This window comes from Streptomyces sp. NPDC048606 (genome assembly GCF_040650855.1).
In the GTDB taxonomy this organism is placed as follows: Bacteria; Actinomycetota; Actinomycetes; order Streptomycetales; family Streptomycetaceae; genus Streptomyces.
In genome coordinates, this window is sequence record NZ_JBEZIB010000028.1 from 103,569 (window position 1) to 119,045 (window position 15,477).

General features: G+C 75.3%; 14 protein-coding genes. 7 read left to right on the forward strand and 7 right to left on the reverse strand.

The window, feature by feature from the left end; genetic code table 11:
* Window positions 1-148: 148 nt before the first annotated feature.
* Window positions 149-670 (forward strand): hypothetical protein, encoded by a 522-nt coding sequence (locus tag AB0D01_RS27490; protein ID WP_363059787.1) that lies wholly within the window; start codon window positions 149-151, stop codon window positions 668-670.
* A gap of 33 nt (window positions 671-703) precedes the next feature.
* Here AB0D01_RS27490 and AB0D01_RS27495 read toward each other — a convergent pair whose 3' ends face one another.
* The 5 genes from AB0D01_RS27495 to AB0D01_RS27515 form a co-directional block, all read right to left on the reverse strand.
* Entirely contained in the window at window positions 704-1,060 is a 357-nt protein-coding gene (locus AB0D01_RS27495; protein ID WP_363059823.1) for an NTP pyrophosphohydrolase, read from the reverse strand.
* Window positions 1,061-1,098: 38 nt separating this feature from the next.
* Window positions 1,099-3,390, reverse strand: coding sequence for an RNA ligase (locus AB0D01_RS27500; RefSeq protein ID WP_363059789.1), 2,292 nt, complete (start codon window positions 3,388-3,390; stop codon window positions 1,099-1,101).
* Between the two features lie 153 nt (window positions 3,391-3,543).
* Window positions 3,544-3,978: a VOC family protein gene (locus tag AB0D01_RS27505; protein ID WP_363059791.1), complete on the reverse strand. Its 435-nt coding sequence runs from the start codon at window positions 3,976-3,978 to the stop codon at window positions 3,544-3,546.
* A 9-nt stretch (window positions 3,979-3,987) separates the two neighbouring features.
* Entirely contained in the window at window positions 3,988-4,941 is a 954-nt protein-coding gene (locus tag AB0D01_RS27510) for a tellurite resistance/C4-dicarboxylate transporter family protein (RefSeq protein ID WP_363059793.1), read from the reverse strand.
* A 36-nt stretch (window positions 4,942-4,977) separates the two neighbouring features.
* The gene (locus tag AB0D01_RS27515; RefSeq protein WP_363059795.1) at window positions 4,978-5,604 is read right to left on the reverse strand and encodes an alpha-ketoglutarate-dependent dioxygenase AlkB; all 627 of its coding nucleotides are present in this window, start codon (window positions 5,602-5,604) and stop codon (window positions 4,978-4,980) included.
* 144 nt (window positions 5,605-5,748) lie between these two features.
* Between AB0D01_RS27515 and AB0D01_RS27520 the strand changes: the two genes are divergently transcribed.
* Window positions 5,749-7,374 carry an AMP-binding protein gene (locus AB0D01_RS27520; RefSeq protein ID WP_363059797.1) on the forward strand — a complete coding sequence of 542 codons (1,626 nt, stop codon included), beginning with the start codon at window positions 5,749-5,751 and terminating at the stop codon, window positions 7,372-7,374.
* Here the strand turns inward: AB0D01_RS27520 and AB0D01_RS27525 are convergent.
* Together AB0D01_RS27525 and AB0D01_RS27530 are read right to left on the reverse strand one after the other, a co-directional pair.
* Entirely contained in the window at window positions 7,371-9,452 is a 2,082-nt protein-coding gene (locus AB0D01_RS27525) for a SpoIIE family protein phosphatase (RefSeq protein WP_363059799.1), read from the reverse strand. The two genes, AB0D01_RS27520 and AB0D01_RS27525, sit on opposite strands and share 4 nt — an antisense overlap.
* Window positions 9,453-9,745: 293 nt before the next feature.
* The gene (locus AB0D01_RS27530; protein ID WP_363059801.1) at window positions 9,746-10,429 is read right to left on the reverse strand and encodes a hypothetical protein; all 684 of its coding nucleotides are present in this window, start codon (window positions 10,427-10,429) and stop codon (window positions 9,746-9,748) included.
* 136 nt (window positions 10,430-10,565) lie between these two features.
* On the opposite strand from AB0D01_RS27530, the gene AB0D01_RS27535 reads away from it, so the two are divergent.
* The 5 genes from AB0D01_RS27535 (at window position 10,566) to AB0D01_RS27555 (ending at window position 15,376) form a co-directional block, all read left to right on the forward strand.
* Window positions 10,566-11,243 (forward strand): response regulator transcription factor, encoded by a 678-nt coding sequence (locus tag AB0D01_RS27535; RefSeq protein WP_363059803.1) that lies wholly within the window; start codon window positions 10,566-10,568, stop codon window positions 11,241-11,243.
* 187 nt (window positions 11,244-11,430) lie between these two features.
* Window positions 11,431-12,807: an ATP-binding protein gene (locus AB0D01_RS27540; RefSeq protein WP_363059825.1), complete on the forward strand. Its 1,377-nt coding sequence runs from the start codon at window positions 11,431-11,433 to the stop codon at window positions 12,805-12,807.
* A 596-nt stretch (window positions 12,808-13,403) separates the two neighbouring features.
* Window positions 13,404-13,655 (forward strand): DUF6213 family protein, encoded by a 252-nt coding sequence (locus tag AB0D01_RS27545; protein ID WP_363059805.1) that lies wholly within the window; start codon window positions 13,404-13,406, stop codon window positions 13,653-13,655.
* A 41-nt stretch (window positions 13,656-13,696) separates the two neighbouring features.
* A complete protein-coding gene (locus tag AB0D01_RS27550) occupies window positions 13,697-14,860 on the forward strand; it encodes a YbdK family carboxylate-amine ligase (protein WP_363059807.1) in 1,164 nt (387 codons plus the stop codon).
* A 147-nt stretch (window positions 14,861-15,007) separates the two neighbouring features.
* Window positions 15,008-15,376: a low affinity iron permease family protein gene (locus AB0D01_RS27555; RefSeq protein WP_363059809.1), complete on the forward strand. Its 369-nt coding sequence runs from the start codon at window positions 15,008-15,010 to the stop codon at window positions 15,374-15,376.
* The last annotated feature ends 101 nt before the right edge of the window (window positions 15,377-15,477 follow it).

Genomic DNA, 15,477 nt, shown 5'->3' on the forward strand with positions numbered 1-15,477 from the left:
CGAAAGGGTTGGGCATTTCGGGCTAAAGGCCGGTGCGCCGCCGGGACGGGCCCGTGCCCCCTCGCCATAGTCGTCCGTGGCGACCGCCCGGTCGCCGCCCCGGACGTGTGGCGCGCCCGGACGGACGTCTTCGTAGAGGAGCCGGCTCATGCTGCAACCCACCCGGACCGTTCTCGCCCTCGCGGCCGGCACCCTGACGCTCGGCCTGCTCGGTGCGGGCGTCTCCGCCGCCGACACCGCCCCCGTCGACGAGGGACCCGCCTCGGTCGGGCTCGCCGCCGGGCACCCCGGCGGGGACGAGTACGACTCCGAGGGCTACCACCGCGCCTACGGCAAGGTGGTCTCGAAGGGACCGCTCAGCGTCCGCAGCCACCCCACCACGCACTCCTACCTGCTGGGCAAGGTGCACCCGCACCGGAAGCTGGCGCTGGAGTGCAAGACCCGCGGGCAGAAGGTCGACGGCAACGACCTCTGGTACCTCCTGGACCTCAAGCGTCACGAGAACGGCGACAACGGCACGGAGCCGCTCGACGGAATGCGGGAGTCTCAGGACGGCGACGCCTCCCGGAGCGCCGCCGAGGGCCACAAGGGCCACGCGGAGCACCGCGGCGCCTGGGTCTCCGCCCGCTACGTCAAGAACCTCACCCCGGTGAAGTGGTGCCGCTTCTGACCCACCGCCGGCCCGGCTGATCCGGAAGGCGAACTAGCGGCCCGGTCGGTCGACGGGGCGTACGGTACGGGGACCCACGCACTCGCCGCCGTACGCCTCCACCCGGGCCCGCAGTTCCCGGTCCGCCGTGACGACGACCCGGCGGCGGCCCTCGCCGGCCGCCGCCACCAGTTCCACGATCCGGTCGTCCCCGCTGCCCGGCGCCTCCTCCACCCGCACGCCGGGCACGGAGTCGACGCCCCGGGCGGCGCCCTCGACGACGAGCACGATCTCCTCCCCGCGCCCGCGCTCCGCGAGCCGGTCGCGCAGCCGCTCGGCGGCGCCGCGCCGGTCGCGCCACCAGCCGTCGGGGACGGAGCCGACGACGTTCGCTCCGTCCACGATCAGCAGGGTCGCCCCGCGACCGGGCTCGTCCCCTTGCACGGCGCTCAGAAGTCCCCGTAGTTGACCTGCCACGTGGGCAGGCCCATCCGGCGCCAGACCGCGACCACCCGGTCCCGGTCGTCGAGCGACACCCGCACCGCGAAGCGGTCGCGTACGTGCGCGTCGAACAGTTCGGCCTTCACGACGTCGTCGCGCCGGGTGTCGCCGGCGGCCCGCATCCACAGCTCGTCGTAGGGCACCCCGTGCCGGCGCAGCCAGGACTCGGTCTGCGGCCGGTGTTCCTCGCTCCGGCCCGACAGCAGGACGATCACGTCTCCGTCGGCCCGGCGGAAGGCGTCCAGGGCGTGCTTGACCGACTCGTTCAGCAGGTCGAGTTCGCAGCGCGAGAAGTCGTACGGGCCCCGGTCCCCGGTGAGCGCGAGGGTGCCGTCGATGTCGCACATCACGGCGGCGGGCAGCGCGGGGTCGGGCACGTACGGCGTCACCTCGGGCGTCGTCCCGGAGCCGGAGCCGTTGAGCCACTGCGCCGTCAGTCGCCAGCCGCCCTTGCGCGCCTGGCGGTGCTTGTCGGCGAGGATCCGGATGATCTCCTCGCCCACCGGGTTGGCCCGGGCCGCGTCCCGGCGCAGGCACTCCTCCAGCGGGACGTCGGTGAAGTCGTGCACGACGAAGGTGGCGCGCCCGCCCACGGCTGCCTTGAGCCGCTTCGGGATGTGCTTGGTCAGGTGGGTGTTGTCGACCACCACGTCGAAGCCGCCCTCGACGGCCGCGCGCACCGCCGCGTCCTGGACGCTCAGCACGGTCTGTTCGTGCTCCCAGGAGCGGCCCCGTGCCGGATCGGGCAGGTCGAGCATCGCGCGCAGGTCGTCCAGGTTGACGCGACGCATCCGGCCGCCGGACCGGGCCTGGAGGGCGCGGGCCTCGGTGGTCTTGCCGGAGGCGGGCAGCCCGGTCATCAGGTGCACGACGGGCAGGTCGGGGCGCGGTTCGCCGTCCGGGACGGCATCGGCGGCCGGGGACGGCGCCGCGGCGCGGGCGGGGGCCGCGGAGGCCGTCCGCTTCGGCGCGGGGGCGGGTCGGGGGGCGGGGGCCGGCGCGGGCGCGCGGTGTCCTCCGGGCGCGTCCGGGCCGTCCTCCTCCTCGCCCAGGAAGGGGTTGGCCGTCTCCGGGCGCAGCTGCCGCCAGGTGGTGAGTTCGGTCGACCGACCCTCGAACCGGGTGAACATCGCGGGTCGGATCCGGCGGTCGTCCAGCGTCTTGACGGCGTGCGCGAAGGCGGCCCGGTCCCCGGACAGGTGCGCGAGGCCCGCGTAGGCCTCGTCGATCGCCCGCTCGTGACGGGCGGCCGCCTCCTCCAGGCCTTCGACGACCTCGCGCACCCACTGGTCGAACTCGTCCGGCACCTGCTCCAGGAGGGCGTCGAGCGGCTTGCCGCCCGCGGCCTCGATCTCGGCGACGGTGCAGTTCAGGGCCTGGGCGACCAGCTTGACGGGCCGGTCGGCGAAGCGCTGGATGCCGTGGCCGCGCCAGATGTCGCGCTCGGTGACACCGGTGACGACCTTGTGCAGGCGGACGTACTCGGCCAGCTTGGCCTTGGCGCGGACGCCCGAGGCGAAGCGCAGGACGAAGCCCTCGGCCTCGGTGCCGGTGGTCGGGGACCCGCCGGGCAGGGTGTTCGATTCGGCGAGGGCGAGCAGTTCGGGAAGCGGCATGGCGGGCCAGACGGTGACGACGGACCCGATGCCCCGCCAGTGTTCGGCGGCCTCGGTGAGCGGGACCTCGGCGCCGTCGGGGCCGAAGGCGGCGAGCAGGACGAGGTCGCGGCGGTCGCCGTAGTTGACGACGATCCGGTTCTGCGGGAAGAGGATCTCGGCGAGGTAGGTCACGCCCGGTATCAGGGCCGCGGTGTCGCTGCCGGCCAGGCGGCGCTGCGCCCAGGTCGCCTGCGTGCTGGTGAAGGAGGCCTTGGAGGCGACGTGCCAGCGGTCCGCGTAGTGGAAGACGACGGCGAGGCTGCCGTCGACCTTGTCGTACACCTCGAACGGTTCGTCGGGCAGGGCGGGCGCGTACGGCATCCGCGCCTCGTGCTCGCCGACGTTGAAGAACTTCGGCAGCGGCAGGGCCACGACCGCGCCGGTGGCGTCGTCGGCGACGAGTCCGCGGCAGCGCGTGGTGACCTCGTTCCAGACCTGCCCGTACTGCGCGGCGCGCGTGTACGTGTAGATGGAAAGGGGCAGTTCGGGGTGGCGCTTGCGGGTCACGTGGCCCGCGTCGATGGCCGCCGCCAGGTCCTGGGCGGGCAGCAGGTCGTGCAGAGTCAGGTGGTCCTGGCTCATGGGTTCCTCCCGGTTCGAGATGGCTCATCTTCGCCTGCGGGAGGAGCTCACCGGTAGCGATTATGGCCGCTCTCACGGCGGTGACCGGGGGTTTCCCAGGGCCTGTCGTCAAACTCCCGTCGTCGCCCGCAGACGGGAGTTTGACGACAGGCCCTAGTGGGAGACGCAGAGTTCGTTGCCCTGCGGGTCGGTGAGGGTGGTCCACCGGTAGGGGCCCTGTCGGCCCTCGTGGAGGTGGGTGGCGCCCCGGGCGAGGAGGCGTTCGACGAGCGGGGCCGGGTCCTCGTCACCGGTGCGGACGTCGAGGTGGACGCGGTTCTTGACCCGCTTGTCCTCCGGGACGAGCTGGAACAGGACGCGGGGGGCGCCGGCGAGGCCCCCGGGGTGGCGGATGGCGGTGCCGGCCTTCCAGACGAGGGCGCCGCGGTGGGTGGTGGTGTCCTCCTCGGTGGCCTGGCCCTCGGCGACCATGCGGCGGACGAAGGCCTCGTCGGTCGGTTCCACTTCCCAACCGAGGGCGTCCGCCCACCAGTCGGCGAGGGTGTGCGGGTCGGTGGAGTCGAAGGTCACCTGGAACGTGTAGGCCATGGCGGGACCCTACCGGCCGGCCGTCCGGGCGCGGGGGCGACAGGCCAGGCACCAGGCGGCGCAGGTGAGCAGCCAGGCGCCGGCGGCGATCCACAGCAGGACCTCCCCCAGGGGGCGCAGTGGGGGCACGCCGGTCGCGGTGGCGGCGGACAGGCAGGCGGTGGCGGTCATGCCCAGCGGGAAGACGGTGGACCAGCGGCGGATGTCGTAGTGCGGGCGGGGGCAGCGGGCTTCGGCGACGAGCAGGACGACGTACCAGACGAGGGAGAGGCCGAGGGCCACGAGGGTGGTGGCGCGCAGGGCGGTGTGGGCGGCGCCGGTCCACAGGGGGGAGGCGGTGAGGCCGGCGCCGGTGAGGGCGGTGATGGACAGGGCGCCGCCCGCCACCCAGTGGTCGCCCGCGCCGCCGGTGACCTCGTGGAGGTCGAAGCTGCGCAGGGCGAAGAGGTAGAGCGGCAGGCCGAGGCAGAAGAGGGCGAGGGCGGCCTCGGCGAGGTGGTCGAGGTGGTGGGCGGCGGCGAGGGTGGCGGCGAGGTTGGCCAGTCCCTGGGTGGCGACGCAGACGAGGAATGCGGCGCCGGGCATGCGGCGGTGCCAGTGGCGTACGACGCAGTACAGCAGGACGGGCCAGAGCACGGCGGCGAGCAGCAGCAGACCGGCGGCGGCGCGGTGCATCCCGAGGGGGACGAGGCGGGCGCCGAGGACGGTGGTCGCGGCGACGGCGGTGAGGGCGGCGGGGGTGTCGGCCTCGGCCCGGAAGCGCTCGCGGTCGCCGACGAGCCGGGCGAGGAATTCGGCGGCGAGGACGAACCAGAGGGCGGCGGCGAGGGCCAGCGCGGCCCGTGACAGGAGGGTGCGGCCGATGAGTTCCAGGCCCGTCGAGAGGATGCCGGGGGCCATGACGGCGGCGCCCGCGGCGGGCGACAGTGCGGACCACCGGTTCCGCAGGGGTGCGCGACTCATACGGGGCATCGTGCCGGGCGGGGCGCGCTTTCGTGGTCAGCGCACGCCGCGCGGGCGGAACTGGACGCTGACGCGGGGGCCGACGGCGCGGGTCGTCTTGGGGACGGCGTGTTCCATGGTGCGCTGGCAGGAGCCCCCCATGACGACGAGGTCGCCGTGACCGAGCGGCAGCCGCAGGAGGGTGGGGCCGCCGTCGCGGGGGCGCAGGAGGAGGTCGCGGGGGTCTCCGACGGAGAGGATCGCGACCATGGTGTCCTCGGTGGCGGAGCGGCCGGTGCGGTCCCCGTGCCAGGCGACGCTGTCGCGGCCGTCGCGGTAGAGGCACAGGCCGGCGGTGACGAAGGGTTCGCCGAGTTCGGCGGCGTAGTGCCGGTCGAGGGCCGTGCGGGCTTCGGTGAGCACGGGGTGCGGGAGGGGTTCGCCCTGCCCGTAGTGGGCGAGCAGGCGCGGTACGGGCACGTCGCGGTCGTACATGCGGCGGCGCTCGGCGTACCAGGGCACCTCGGCGGCGAGGTGTTCGAAGAGGGCGTCGGCGCCGGTGAGCCAGCCGGGGAGGTGGTCGACCCAGGCTCCGGCCCCCAGGACGGTGCGTCGGAGCGGCGCGAGCGGGCCGAGCCGGATCTCGTCGGTCTGGTCGAAGAGCGAACCCTGGAGTGCGTGCATGGCTCCACCGTAACCCCGAATCCGAACATGTGCTCGATTCGATGGGTTCGGGTCGGCCCGGCCCGGCCGGGAGGGTTGCCGGGGCCCCGGTCCCCCGGCAACCTCGGTCGTGACCTGATCATCCTGTTCCCCCGGGAGGCAAGCGTGTCCGTCGCGTCGAGTCGTGCGTCCGGCAGTTCCGAGGTCCCGCTGTTGCGCGAGACGATCGGGGACAACCTCGACCGGACGGTGGGACGGTTCCCCGACCGCGACGCCCTCGTCGACCTCGCGGCGGGCCGTCGGTGGACGTACGCCGAGCTGGCGGCGGACGTGGACGCGCTGGCGCTGGGGTTGCTGGACCTCGGGATCGTCAAGGGCGACCGCGTCGGCATCTGGGCGCCGAACCGGGCCGAGTGGGTGCTGGTCCAGTACGCCACCGCGAAGATCGGGGCGATCCTGGTCACCGTGAACCCCGCCTACCGTTCGCACGAGCTGGAGTACGTGCTGCGGCAGTCCGGCGCGCGGCTGCTCGTGGCCGCGCCGCGCTTCAAGACCTCCGACTACGCGGCGATGATCGAGGAGGTCCGGCCGCGCTGTCCGGAGCTGGAGTTCACCGCCCTGCTGGACGGTCCGCTGTGGGACGGCCTGGCACGCCGGGGGCGGGAGCGCGACCCGGCCGAACTGGTCCGGGCGCAGGCCGCGCTGGAACCGGACGACCCGATCAACATCCAGTACACGTCGGGGACCACGGGGTTCCCCAAGGGGGCCACCCTGTCCCACCACAACATCCTCGACAACGGGTTCTTCGTCGGGGAGTCGCTCGGGTACACGGAGGCGGACCGGGTCTGCGTCCCGGTGCCCTTCTACCACTGCTTCGGGATGGTCATGGGCAACCTCGCGTGCACGAGCCACGGCGCGGCGATCGTGATCCCGGCGCCGGCCTTCGACCCGGTGGCCACGCTGGCGGCCGTCGAGGCGGAGGCCTGCACCTCGTTGTACGGCGTCCCGACGATGTTCATCGCCGAACTGGCCGTCGCAGACTTCGACACCTACGACCTGTCGAGCCTGCGGACCGGGATCATGGCGGGCTCGCCCTGCCCGGTGGAGGTGATGAACGAGGTGATCGGGCGGATGGGGATGACGGAGGTGTCCATCTGCTACGGGATGACGGAGACCTCGCCGGTGTCCACGCAGACCCTGCCGGGCGATCCGGTCGAGCGCCGGGTCTCCACCGTCGGCCGGGTCGGACCGCACCTCCAGGTCAAGGTCATCGATCCGCGCACCGGCGAGACCGTCCCGCGCGGCACCCCCGGCGAACTGTGCACGCGCGGGTACTCGGTGATGCTCGGCTACTGGGGGGAGCCGGAGAAGACCGCCGAGGCCGTCGACCCCGGCGGGTGGATGCACACCGGCGACCTCGCGGTCATGGACGAGGAGGGCTACCTCGCCATCACGGGCCGGATCAAGGACATGGTGATCCGGGGCGGCGAGAACCTCTACCCGCGCGAGATCGAGGAGTTCCTGTACTCCCACCCCGACGTCCTGGACGTACAGGTCATCGGCGTCCCCGACCCGAAGTACGGGGAGGAGCTGATGGCCTGGGTGCGGATGCGGGAGGGGGCGGCGCCGCTCACGGCGGACGCGGTGCGCGCGTACTGCGCGGGCCGGCTGGCCCACTTCAAGATCCCGCGCTACGTCCACGTGGTGGACGAGTTCCCCATGACGGTCACCGGAAAGATCCGCAAGGTCGAGATGCGGGCGATGGCCACCCGACTGCTCGGCCTGGACTAGATCCCGTCCCCCGGGTCGGGGGCGCGGCGGACGCGGGCCAGGAGGAGGACGGTGTCGTCGTTCGGCGGGTCGGGCAGCAGGGTGGCGACGATCCGGTCGGCGCAGTCCTCCAACGGCCCCTCGACGGCGGCGAGTCGCCGGCGCAGGGCGTCGAGGCCCGCGTCGATGTCCCGGTCCCGGGCCTCGATGAGGCCGTCGGTGTACAGGGCCAGTACGGCCCCGTCCGGCAGCTCGACCTCGGTGGAGCCGAAGGCGACCCCGCCGACCCCCAGGGGGACGCCCGGCGCCCCGGCGACGGTCTCGACGGCGCCGTCGGGGCGGCGGAGCAGGGGCGGCGGGTGTCCCGCGTTCGCGAGGAGGGCGCGGCCGGTGCGGGGGTCGTAGAGCAGGCACAGGCAGGTGGCGAGCTCGATCCCCGCCTCCTGGGCGCACCGGTCGAGTTCGGCGAGCAGGGCCGCCGGGTCCGGGCTGTGGCGGGCCAGCGCCTTCGCGGTGATGCGCAGCCGGCCCATCGACGCGGCGGCCGGCACGCCGTGTCCCATGACGTCGCCGACCAGGAGGGCGACGCGCCCGTCGGACAGGTCGATCACGTCGTACCAGTCGCCGCCGACCTCGGTGACCCGACTGCCGGGGAGGTAGCGGTGGGCGACGTCCACGTACGGGCCGGTGGTCAACGCGCTCGGCAGCAGGGCGCGTTGCAGGGTGAGCGCGATGTCCTGGACGTGGCTGTAGAGGCGGGCGTTGTCCAGGCAGAGGGCGGCGCGGGAGGCGAGTTCGGCGGCGAGGCTGAGGTCCTGTCCCGTGAAGGCCGGGCGGGCGGCGGAGCGGCCGAAGACGGCGACGCCCTGGACGGTGTCGCGGGCGACGAGGGGGGCGATGAGCAGGGACGTCAGTCCGCTGTCGAGCAACAGGCGGGCGCGGTCGGGGTGCAGGACCGTGGAGGCGGCGAAGTCCTCGTCCACGGGTACGCACAGGGGCCGGCCGGTCTCCAGGGTGCGGTGGATGTCGGAGCCGGGCGGGTAGGTCACCCGCTCCAGGCCGCCGACGAGTTCGTCGGCGGGCGGCGGGAGGGTGGTGCCGGCCGCGATCCTGCGCGTGTACAGGGGCAGCAGGGGGTCGAAGGCCTCGGAGGGGTGCAGCCACTCGACGAGTTCCACGACGGAGGCGTCGCAGAAGTCCGGTACGGCGACGTCGACCAGTTCCCGGGCGGTGGTGCCGGTGTCCAGGGTGGTGCCGACGCGGGCGGCGGCCCGGTCCAGCAGGGCGAGGCGTTGGCGGGCCTCGGTGGCCTCCAGCAGGGCCCGTTCCCGGTCGGTGACGTCGACCATCATGCCGCCCACCCCGGGCCGGGTGCCGACGGCTCCGCTGAGCGGGAAGAAGCTGACCGAGCGGACCTGGTCGCGGTCGGGGCGACCGGGGGTGCGCAGTCCGACGAGGAGGCCGACCACGGGCGCGCCGCCGTCGGCGACGGTGCGCAGGACGCGTTGGAACTCCCCGCCGTCGGAGGTGAGCATGACGTCGGCGCTGCGGCGCCCGAGGTGGTCGCGCAGGGGCAGTCCGTCCATGTCGGCGAGGGCCTGGTTGAGGTGGGCGTAGCGCAGGTGCTCGTCGAGCATGACCAGGCCGATGGGGCAGGTCTCGAAGAGGGTGTCGACGAAGGCGAGGTTCGTCTTGACCCGGTCGAGCTCGTCGCTGCGGCTGGCCAGGGCCATGACGACGCCCTCCCCGGCGTCGCCGGCGACGGGGAAGACCCGGAACCCGCAGTCGAAGACGGTGCCGTCGCGGTGCAGGGCCCGCATCCGGACCCGCCAGTAGCCGAGCGCGCGGGCGCGTTCGACGAGCAGGCCCGCGCCGTCGGGCCCGCCGGCCGGCGGGTCGGGGAACAGGGTGGCGGCGGGGTGTCCGAGGACGGCGTCGGCGGGGTGTCCGAAGAGGTGTCGGGCGCCCGGACCCCAGTAACGGACGCGGCCGAGGTCGTCGAGGCCGAACACGGCGACGGGGACGTGCTCCAGCAGCGAGCCGGGCTCGGACCGGATCGGACCGGGGCCCTGAGCGTCCTCCGGTCGGTCCGATGGCACCACAGGCCTCCTTCGCGCGGGGCGCGCGGGTGGCCGTATCCGCCCGGGCGGGGCGGAGGGCCTGCCTTCATTCTGCGGCCGGGACCCACCCCCCGCGCGCCCGGGCCGACCCCCGCGGGCGCTCACCGATCCGGGCGGGGAGACGTCCGGTGTCGTGTCTCGGGAGGCCGAGGCGGGAGCCATCGCGGAGCGCGGGCGACCGCCCGGCACCGCGGGCCCGGTGCGACCCCGTGGCGCCGGGCGCGGCGGGGCGGACAGGATCCGGGGGACACGGCCCGGTGGGACCGGGTCGGTCAGCCGCCGGCGGCCCGGCGGGGGGTGTCGAGGACGGTGTTGCCGGTGACGGCGCCGTCCGTGCCGGAGACGGTGACGGCGTGGCGGACCCCGTCCGGGCCCACGACCACCGCGCGCCAGGCGCTGCCGCCGCCCTCCTGGGCGACCGTCCGCACGGACTCCACCCTGCCGCCGGGAACCGCGGCGGCGGCCTTCTCCGCCGCCTGGCCGATCGGCAGGGACGGCAGGGGTGCCGGGGCCTTGCCGATCCGGTCCCCGTCGTCGAGTCGGCGCGCCTGCCGCTCCCCCGGGGCGCCGCGACGCTCCCCGGGGCCCTCGGCGGCGCGCCGCTCCCCGGGTCCGGCCGGGTGGGCGGCCCGGGGACCGCCGGGCGCACCGGGCTCGGACCAGACGAAGCGGGCCGCGCGTTCGTGCCGGTCGCGGTGGTGTTCGGCCGCGGCCACGGCCACCACCGCGGCGCCGCCCACGACCACCGCGGCGGCGCCCACCGCGAGCCGGCGGGCGCCCCGACCGCGCGGTACCAGGCGGGCGAGGCCCGCGCGCGGGGCGGCGCCCCGCGGCGCGGTGCCGGACGGTTCGGGAGCCGCGGCGGCGGCCGGGTCGGACGGGGCTGCCGACACGGACGACTCGGACGGGGCTGACGGGGAGGACGGGTCGGACTTCGGCGGCAGGGGCTCGGGCATGCGGGGACTCCTCGGACACCACCGGGCACCGCGCCCGGCTCGACCCCGAGCATGCCGAGGCCATGCTGAAGCCCACCTGAAGCCGGCTGAAGACCCCTTCAGCCGGCCGCCGGCCGGGCCTGAGACCCTGGGCGCCATGCGCGTACTGGTGGTGGAGGACGAACGACGCCTGGCCGTGGCCCTGCAACGCGGCCTGCGGTCGGAGGGGTTCACGGTGGACGTGGCCCACGACGGGCCGACGGGGCTGTGGATGGCGACCGAACACGACTACGACCTGATCGTGCTCGACATCATGCTGCCCGGTCTGAACGGCTACCGGGTCTGCTCCCGGCTGCGCGCGGCCGGCAACGAGTCGGGGATCCTGATGCTGACCGCGAAGGACGGCGAGTACGACGAGGCCGAGGCGCTGGACACCGGCGCGGACGACTTCCTGTCGAAGCCCTTCTCCTACCTGGTCCTCGTGGCCCGACTGCGCGCCCTGGGACGGCGTACGGGCCGACGCGGCCCGCGGGTCCTGGAGTGCGGCGACCTGCGGCTGGACCCGGCCCGGCACACGTGCGCGCGGGGCTCCACGCAGATACGGCTGACGGCACGCGAGTTCGCGGTGCTGGCGTACCTGGCCCGGCGGCCCGGCGAGGTCGTGCCCAAGCGGGAGATCCTGGAGCAGGTGTGGGACACCGCCTTCGCCGGCGATCCCAACGTGGTCGAGGTGCACGTGAGCGCCGTGCGCCGGAAGATCGACGCGCCGTTCGGCCGGGCCGCGCTGGAGACCGTACGCGGTGTCGGCTACCGACTGGCGGCCGACGGTGGCTGACCCGACCTCCCGGTGGACGACGCGGGTCCCCCGGATCCCCCGCGCCCGCCGGCTCCCCCACGTGCCCCGCCCCCGGGGGTCCCGACCGACCGGCCGCCCCGGCCGCCCGCGCCGCTCCGCCGGGCGGCTGCGCGCCCTGGCCCGGATGTCGCCGTGGCCCCCGCCGGGGCGACGGCCGTGGCGCCCGCTGCGGCGCCTGTGGCCCACCACCGTCCGCGCCCGCGCCACCGTCGGGGCCTCTCTGGTGGTCGCGGCCGCGCTGGCGGTCGCCTCCTTCGCCCTGCTGCGGCTGTTGGAGGCCGACCTGCTGCGCAACGCCGAACGGGACGCGCGGCAGCAGGCCGTGACCGTGGCCGGGCTGGCGGCGTCCGGGCAGCTCGACCGGATGCGGGCGCCACTGGACGGGGTGGACTTCGTGCAGGTGGTCAACGCGCGCGGCCGGGTGCTGCGGGCCACCCCGAACCTGACCGGGGTGCCGCCGCTCGCGCCCGTACGACCCGTGCGCCCCGGCACCGCCCTGCACACCTGGCGGATCCGCCCGCTGGGCGGCGAACACCGCCTGCGGGTCGTGGAGCTCACCACCGACACCCCGCAGGGCATCGTCACCGTCTTCGTCGGCACCTCCCTGCGCGACGTGGACGCCGCCGACGACACCACCGCCGCCGCGCTCGCGGTCGGCGGGCCCCTGCTCCTCGCCACCGTGGCGCTGGTGACCTGGCGGGTCACCGGCCGCGCCCTCGCACCGGTCGAGGCGATCCGCGCCGAGGTCGCCGAGATCACCGACCGCGACCTGCACCGGCGGGTCCCCGTACCCCCCACCCGTGACGAGGTGGCCCGGCTGGCCCTGACGATGAACGCCACGCTGGACCGGCTGGAGTCCTCCGGGATCCGGCACCGCAGGTTCATCGCCGACGCCTCGCACGAACTGCGCAGCCCCGTCACCGTGCTGCGCACCCAACTGGAGGTGGCCCTGGCCGTCCGCGACCCGGAGCTGTGGCCGGAGCTGATCGGCGGTGCGCTGGAGGACGTCGAACGCCTCCAGCACCTCTGCGCCGACCTGCTGCTCCTCGCCCGCCTCGACGCCGCGCAGCCGATGGCGTCGACCCGGTTGGACCTGGGGGCGGTGGTGCGCGACGTCGTGGGGACCAGGTCGGGCGACCGGGTGCCCGTACGGCAGCGGCCGGCGGAGGGGGTGTGGGTGGAGGGCGGCGAGCTGTGGCTGGCCCGGGTGGTGACGAACCTGCTCGACAACGCGCAGCGGTTCGCCGACCGGCGCGTGGAGCTGGTGCTGCGCTCGACGGCGGACGGGCGCGGGGGACGCACGGCCGTGCTGGAGGTGCTCGACGACGGTCCGGGGGTGCCGGCCGAGGACCGGGAGCGGATCTTCGAACGGTTCACGCGGCTCGACGACTCCCGCAGCCGCGACCACGGCGGCGCCGGGCTGGGGCTGGCCATCGCCCGTGACCTGGCGGCCCACCACGGAGGAACGCTGACGGCGGAGGAGGCCCCGGTGGGCGCCCGGCTGGTGCTCCGCCTCCCCTCGCCCGGCCCGCCCACGCCGTGAGGTCGCCCCCGGGCCGTGAGGTCGCCCCGGGGCCGGTGTGCGGTGGGCCGGAGGGGGGCCGCCCGGTCCGGGGCCGGGCCTCCGATCGGGAACGCTGCGCCCGGCGCGCCCCGGGCCGGTCGGTGCGCGGGCGCGCGGGCCCGTCCGGGGCGCCTGCCCGAGGCGGTCCCCGGTACCCGCGAACGAGTGACGGTTGAGCCGCCGCCCACCGGGCAGGTGCGCTACACCTGGCCCCCGTACGGCCCCTCGTGCGCGAACGCGTGCGCCGGACGGGAGCCGCCGTACCGTGGAGGTGGCGTCCATGCGACCGAAACCCCGTCCGAGGCCCGAGGGGTCCGAGGGCCCCGAGCCGGTGCCCGAGCGGCGACCGGGTGTCCCCCGGGAGCCGGACACGGGCGCCCGCGACACCCGCCCCCCGGACCCGTCCGACCCGTCGAGGGCCTCCGGCCCGGGCCCCGGCCCCGGTGCCGGAACCGGTACGGAGCCGGACGACGGGCGTGCGACCCGTCGTCCCGTCGTACAGGAGCCCCCCGACTGACCCGCCCCGCCCCCGCACCGACCAGCAGCCCGGCACTCCCGCTCCGGAAGGCGGCCCCATGATCCAGGTGACCATTCCCCTGATCCCGACCTCGCAGGGAGGTCCGCTCATCCCCGCAGACGAGGTCACGGCCCTGCTGCGGCAGATCTCGGCCGACTGGCTGGACGCCCTGGAGGAGGACGGGGGCGCCGCGGATCCGCGGACCGTGCGCGAGCTCGCGGGCGTCCTCGAACGCCTCGCGGACGGCATCGACGTCGAATGCATCGCCTTCACCGCCGACCCGCCGCGGCACGGACGCCGGCGGCACTGAACCTCCCGCGCACCGTCCACCGCTCCCCCGAGGGAGGGCCCATGTCGCTCACCACCCCGCGTTCCGCCCGTGCCGCGCCCGGGGCGGCCCGGTCGGCGACCGCGTGCCGGCGGCTCACCCTCGGGGTCGAGGAGGAATTCCTCCTGGTCGACCGCGTGACCCGGGCCCCGGTGGGCCGGGCCCCGCAGCTGATCGCGGCGCTGGCTCCGGTGCTGGGTCCGCAGGTGCAGTGCGAGTTCTACACCACGCAGATCGAGGTGTGCACCCGTCCCGTCCGGGACGCGGGGGCCCTGCGGGCCGAGCTGGCCGGGCTGCGCGCGCTGCTGGTCACCGCCGCGCGGGAGGTGGGCTGCCTGCTGGTGGCCACCGGCACCCCGGTGATCCCGCCCGAGCGGCCGATGACGATCACCCCGCAGGAGCGCTACCTCGTCATGGCACGGCGCTTCGCCGGCGCCATCGGGGACCGCGACCAGGTGGTGTGCGGGTGCCACGTCCACGTCGGGGTCGACGGCAAGGCGCAGGCGCTGGCGCTGGCGAACCGGATGCGGCCGTGGCTGCCCGTGTTGCAGTCCCTGGCGGCGAACTCGCCGTTCGACCGGGGACTCGACTCCGGCTGGGCCGATTGGCGCGCGGTGGAGCACGCCCGGTGGCCCACGGTGGGCCCCGCTCCGCTGCTGGACGAGCGCGGCTACGACCTGGTCGCCGACGCCCTGGTCCGCAGGGCCGGGCTGCTCGACCGGCGGATGATCTACTGGTACGCCCGGCCCTCCGAGCACGTGCCGACCCTGGAGATCCGGGTCGCCGACACCAACGCCGACCTCGACGTCGTGGTCCTGCTCGCGATCCTCGTACGGGGACTGGCCGCCACCTTCCTGACCGGGCTCGCGGCGCCCGCGCCCGGCGCCCCGGCGGGGACGCGGGCCGTCCGCGAGGCACACCGACTGGCCGCCCTGGGCGGCCTGGACGGGGCGGGTCTGGACCTCCCGCACGGCCGGCTCGTACCGGCCCGCCGGCTGCTGGACCGGCTCGTGGAGGAGGCCGCCCCCGGTCTGGAGGCGGCGGGGGAACGCGTCGCCGCGGAGGTCCTCGTGGACCGGCTGTACCGGGCCGGCGGCGGAGCCTCGCGCCAGCGGGCCTCGTACGGGCGCCGGGGCCGGTTGTCGGACGTGGTCGACGACCTGGCCCGCGCCACGGCGGCGTCCTGATCGAGGCCCGCGGGCGGGGCGACGGCCGGGGCAGCGGCCGGGACGGCCGGCGCGGGCGTGTCGGCGCGGGCGGGGCGCATCCCTTTTCACCCGATTCCGCGACCGTGGCGCGCCCGCGCGCCGCGACCCGACGGGTAGAAGCGGGGTATGAGCCTGGAACACCCCGCGAAGCGGGGCGGAGAAGGACAGGACCCCTTCGCCAGACTGGCGGAGCGGGCCTCCAACTTCACGAGCAGCCCCCTCTTCTTCTTCCTCTGCCTGCTCCTGATCGCCGGCGTCGTCACGGTGCACGTGCTGAAGGTGCCCCTGTCGTGGGCGCTGCTGGTCGGAGAGTCGATGGCGGCGGTGACGCTGCTGCTCCTGGCCCTGCTGAAGAACAGCGAACGCCGGGCCGAACACGCCATCCAGCGCAAGCTCGACGCCATCGCCGCCGCCCTCCTGGAGATGGAACGGGGCGAACCCGGGCCGGCGGCGCGCGACCTGCGCAAGGCGATCGGCATCGAGGACGAGACCTGAGCGCGGGCGCGGGTCCTGTGGGGCGTCGCCTTCGCCGCCGCGATCTGACGGCTCATGATCGTGGTGAGCTCGTACGCGGTGTGCGAGGCCGCGACCGAGGT

Excerpts from the sequence above, each read along its gene's own strand:
- AB0D01_RS27510 (WP_363059793.1), bottom strand. The coding sequence starts at position 4,941 with ATGAGTCGCGCACCCCTGCGGAACCGGTGGTCCGCACTGTCGCCCGCC.
- AB0D01_RS27490 (WP_363059787.1), top strand. The coding sequence starts at position 149 with ATGCTGCAACCCACCCGGACCGTTCTCGCCCTCGCGGCCGGCACCCTG.
- AB0D01_RS27530 (WP_363059801.1), bottom strand. The coding sequence starts at position 10,429 with ATGCCCGAGCCCCTGCCGCCGAAGTCCGACCCGTCCTCCCCGTCAGCC.
- AB0D01_RS27500 (WP_363059789.1), bottom strand. The coding sequence starts at position 3,390 with ATGAGCCAGGACCACCTGACTCTGCACGACCTGCTGCCCGCCCAGGAC.
- AB0D01_RS27535 (WP_363059803.1), top strand. The coding sequence starts at position 10,566 with ATGCGCGTACTGGTGGTGGAGGACGAACGACGCCTGGCCGTGGCCCTG.
- AB0D01_RS27555 (WP_363059809.1), top strand. The coding sequence starts at position 15,008 with ATGAGCCTGGAACACCCCGCGAAGCGGGGCGGAGAAGGACAGGACCCC.
- AB0D01_RS27505 (WP_363059791.1), bottom strand. The coding sequence starts at position 3,978 with ATGGCCTACACGTTCCAGGTGACCTTCGACTCCACCGACCCGCACACC.
- AB0D01_RS27550 (WP_363059807.1), top strand. The coding sequence starts at position 13,697 with ATGTCGCTCACCACCCCGCGTTCCGCCCGTGCCGCGCCCGGGGCGGCC.
- AB0D01_RS27515 (WP_363059795.1), bottom strand. The coding sequence starts at position 5,604 with ATGCACGCACTCCAGGGTTCGCTCTTCGACCAGACCGACGAGATCCGG.
- AB0D01_RS27545 (WP_363059805.1), top strand. The coding sequence starts at position 13,404 with ATGATCCAGGTGACCATTCCCCTGATCCCGACCTCGCAGGGAGGTCCG.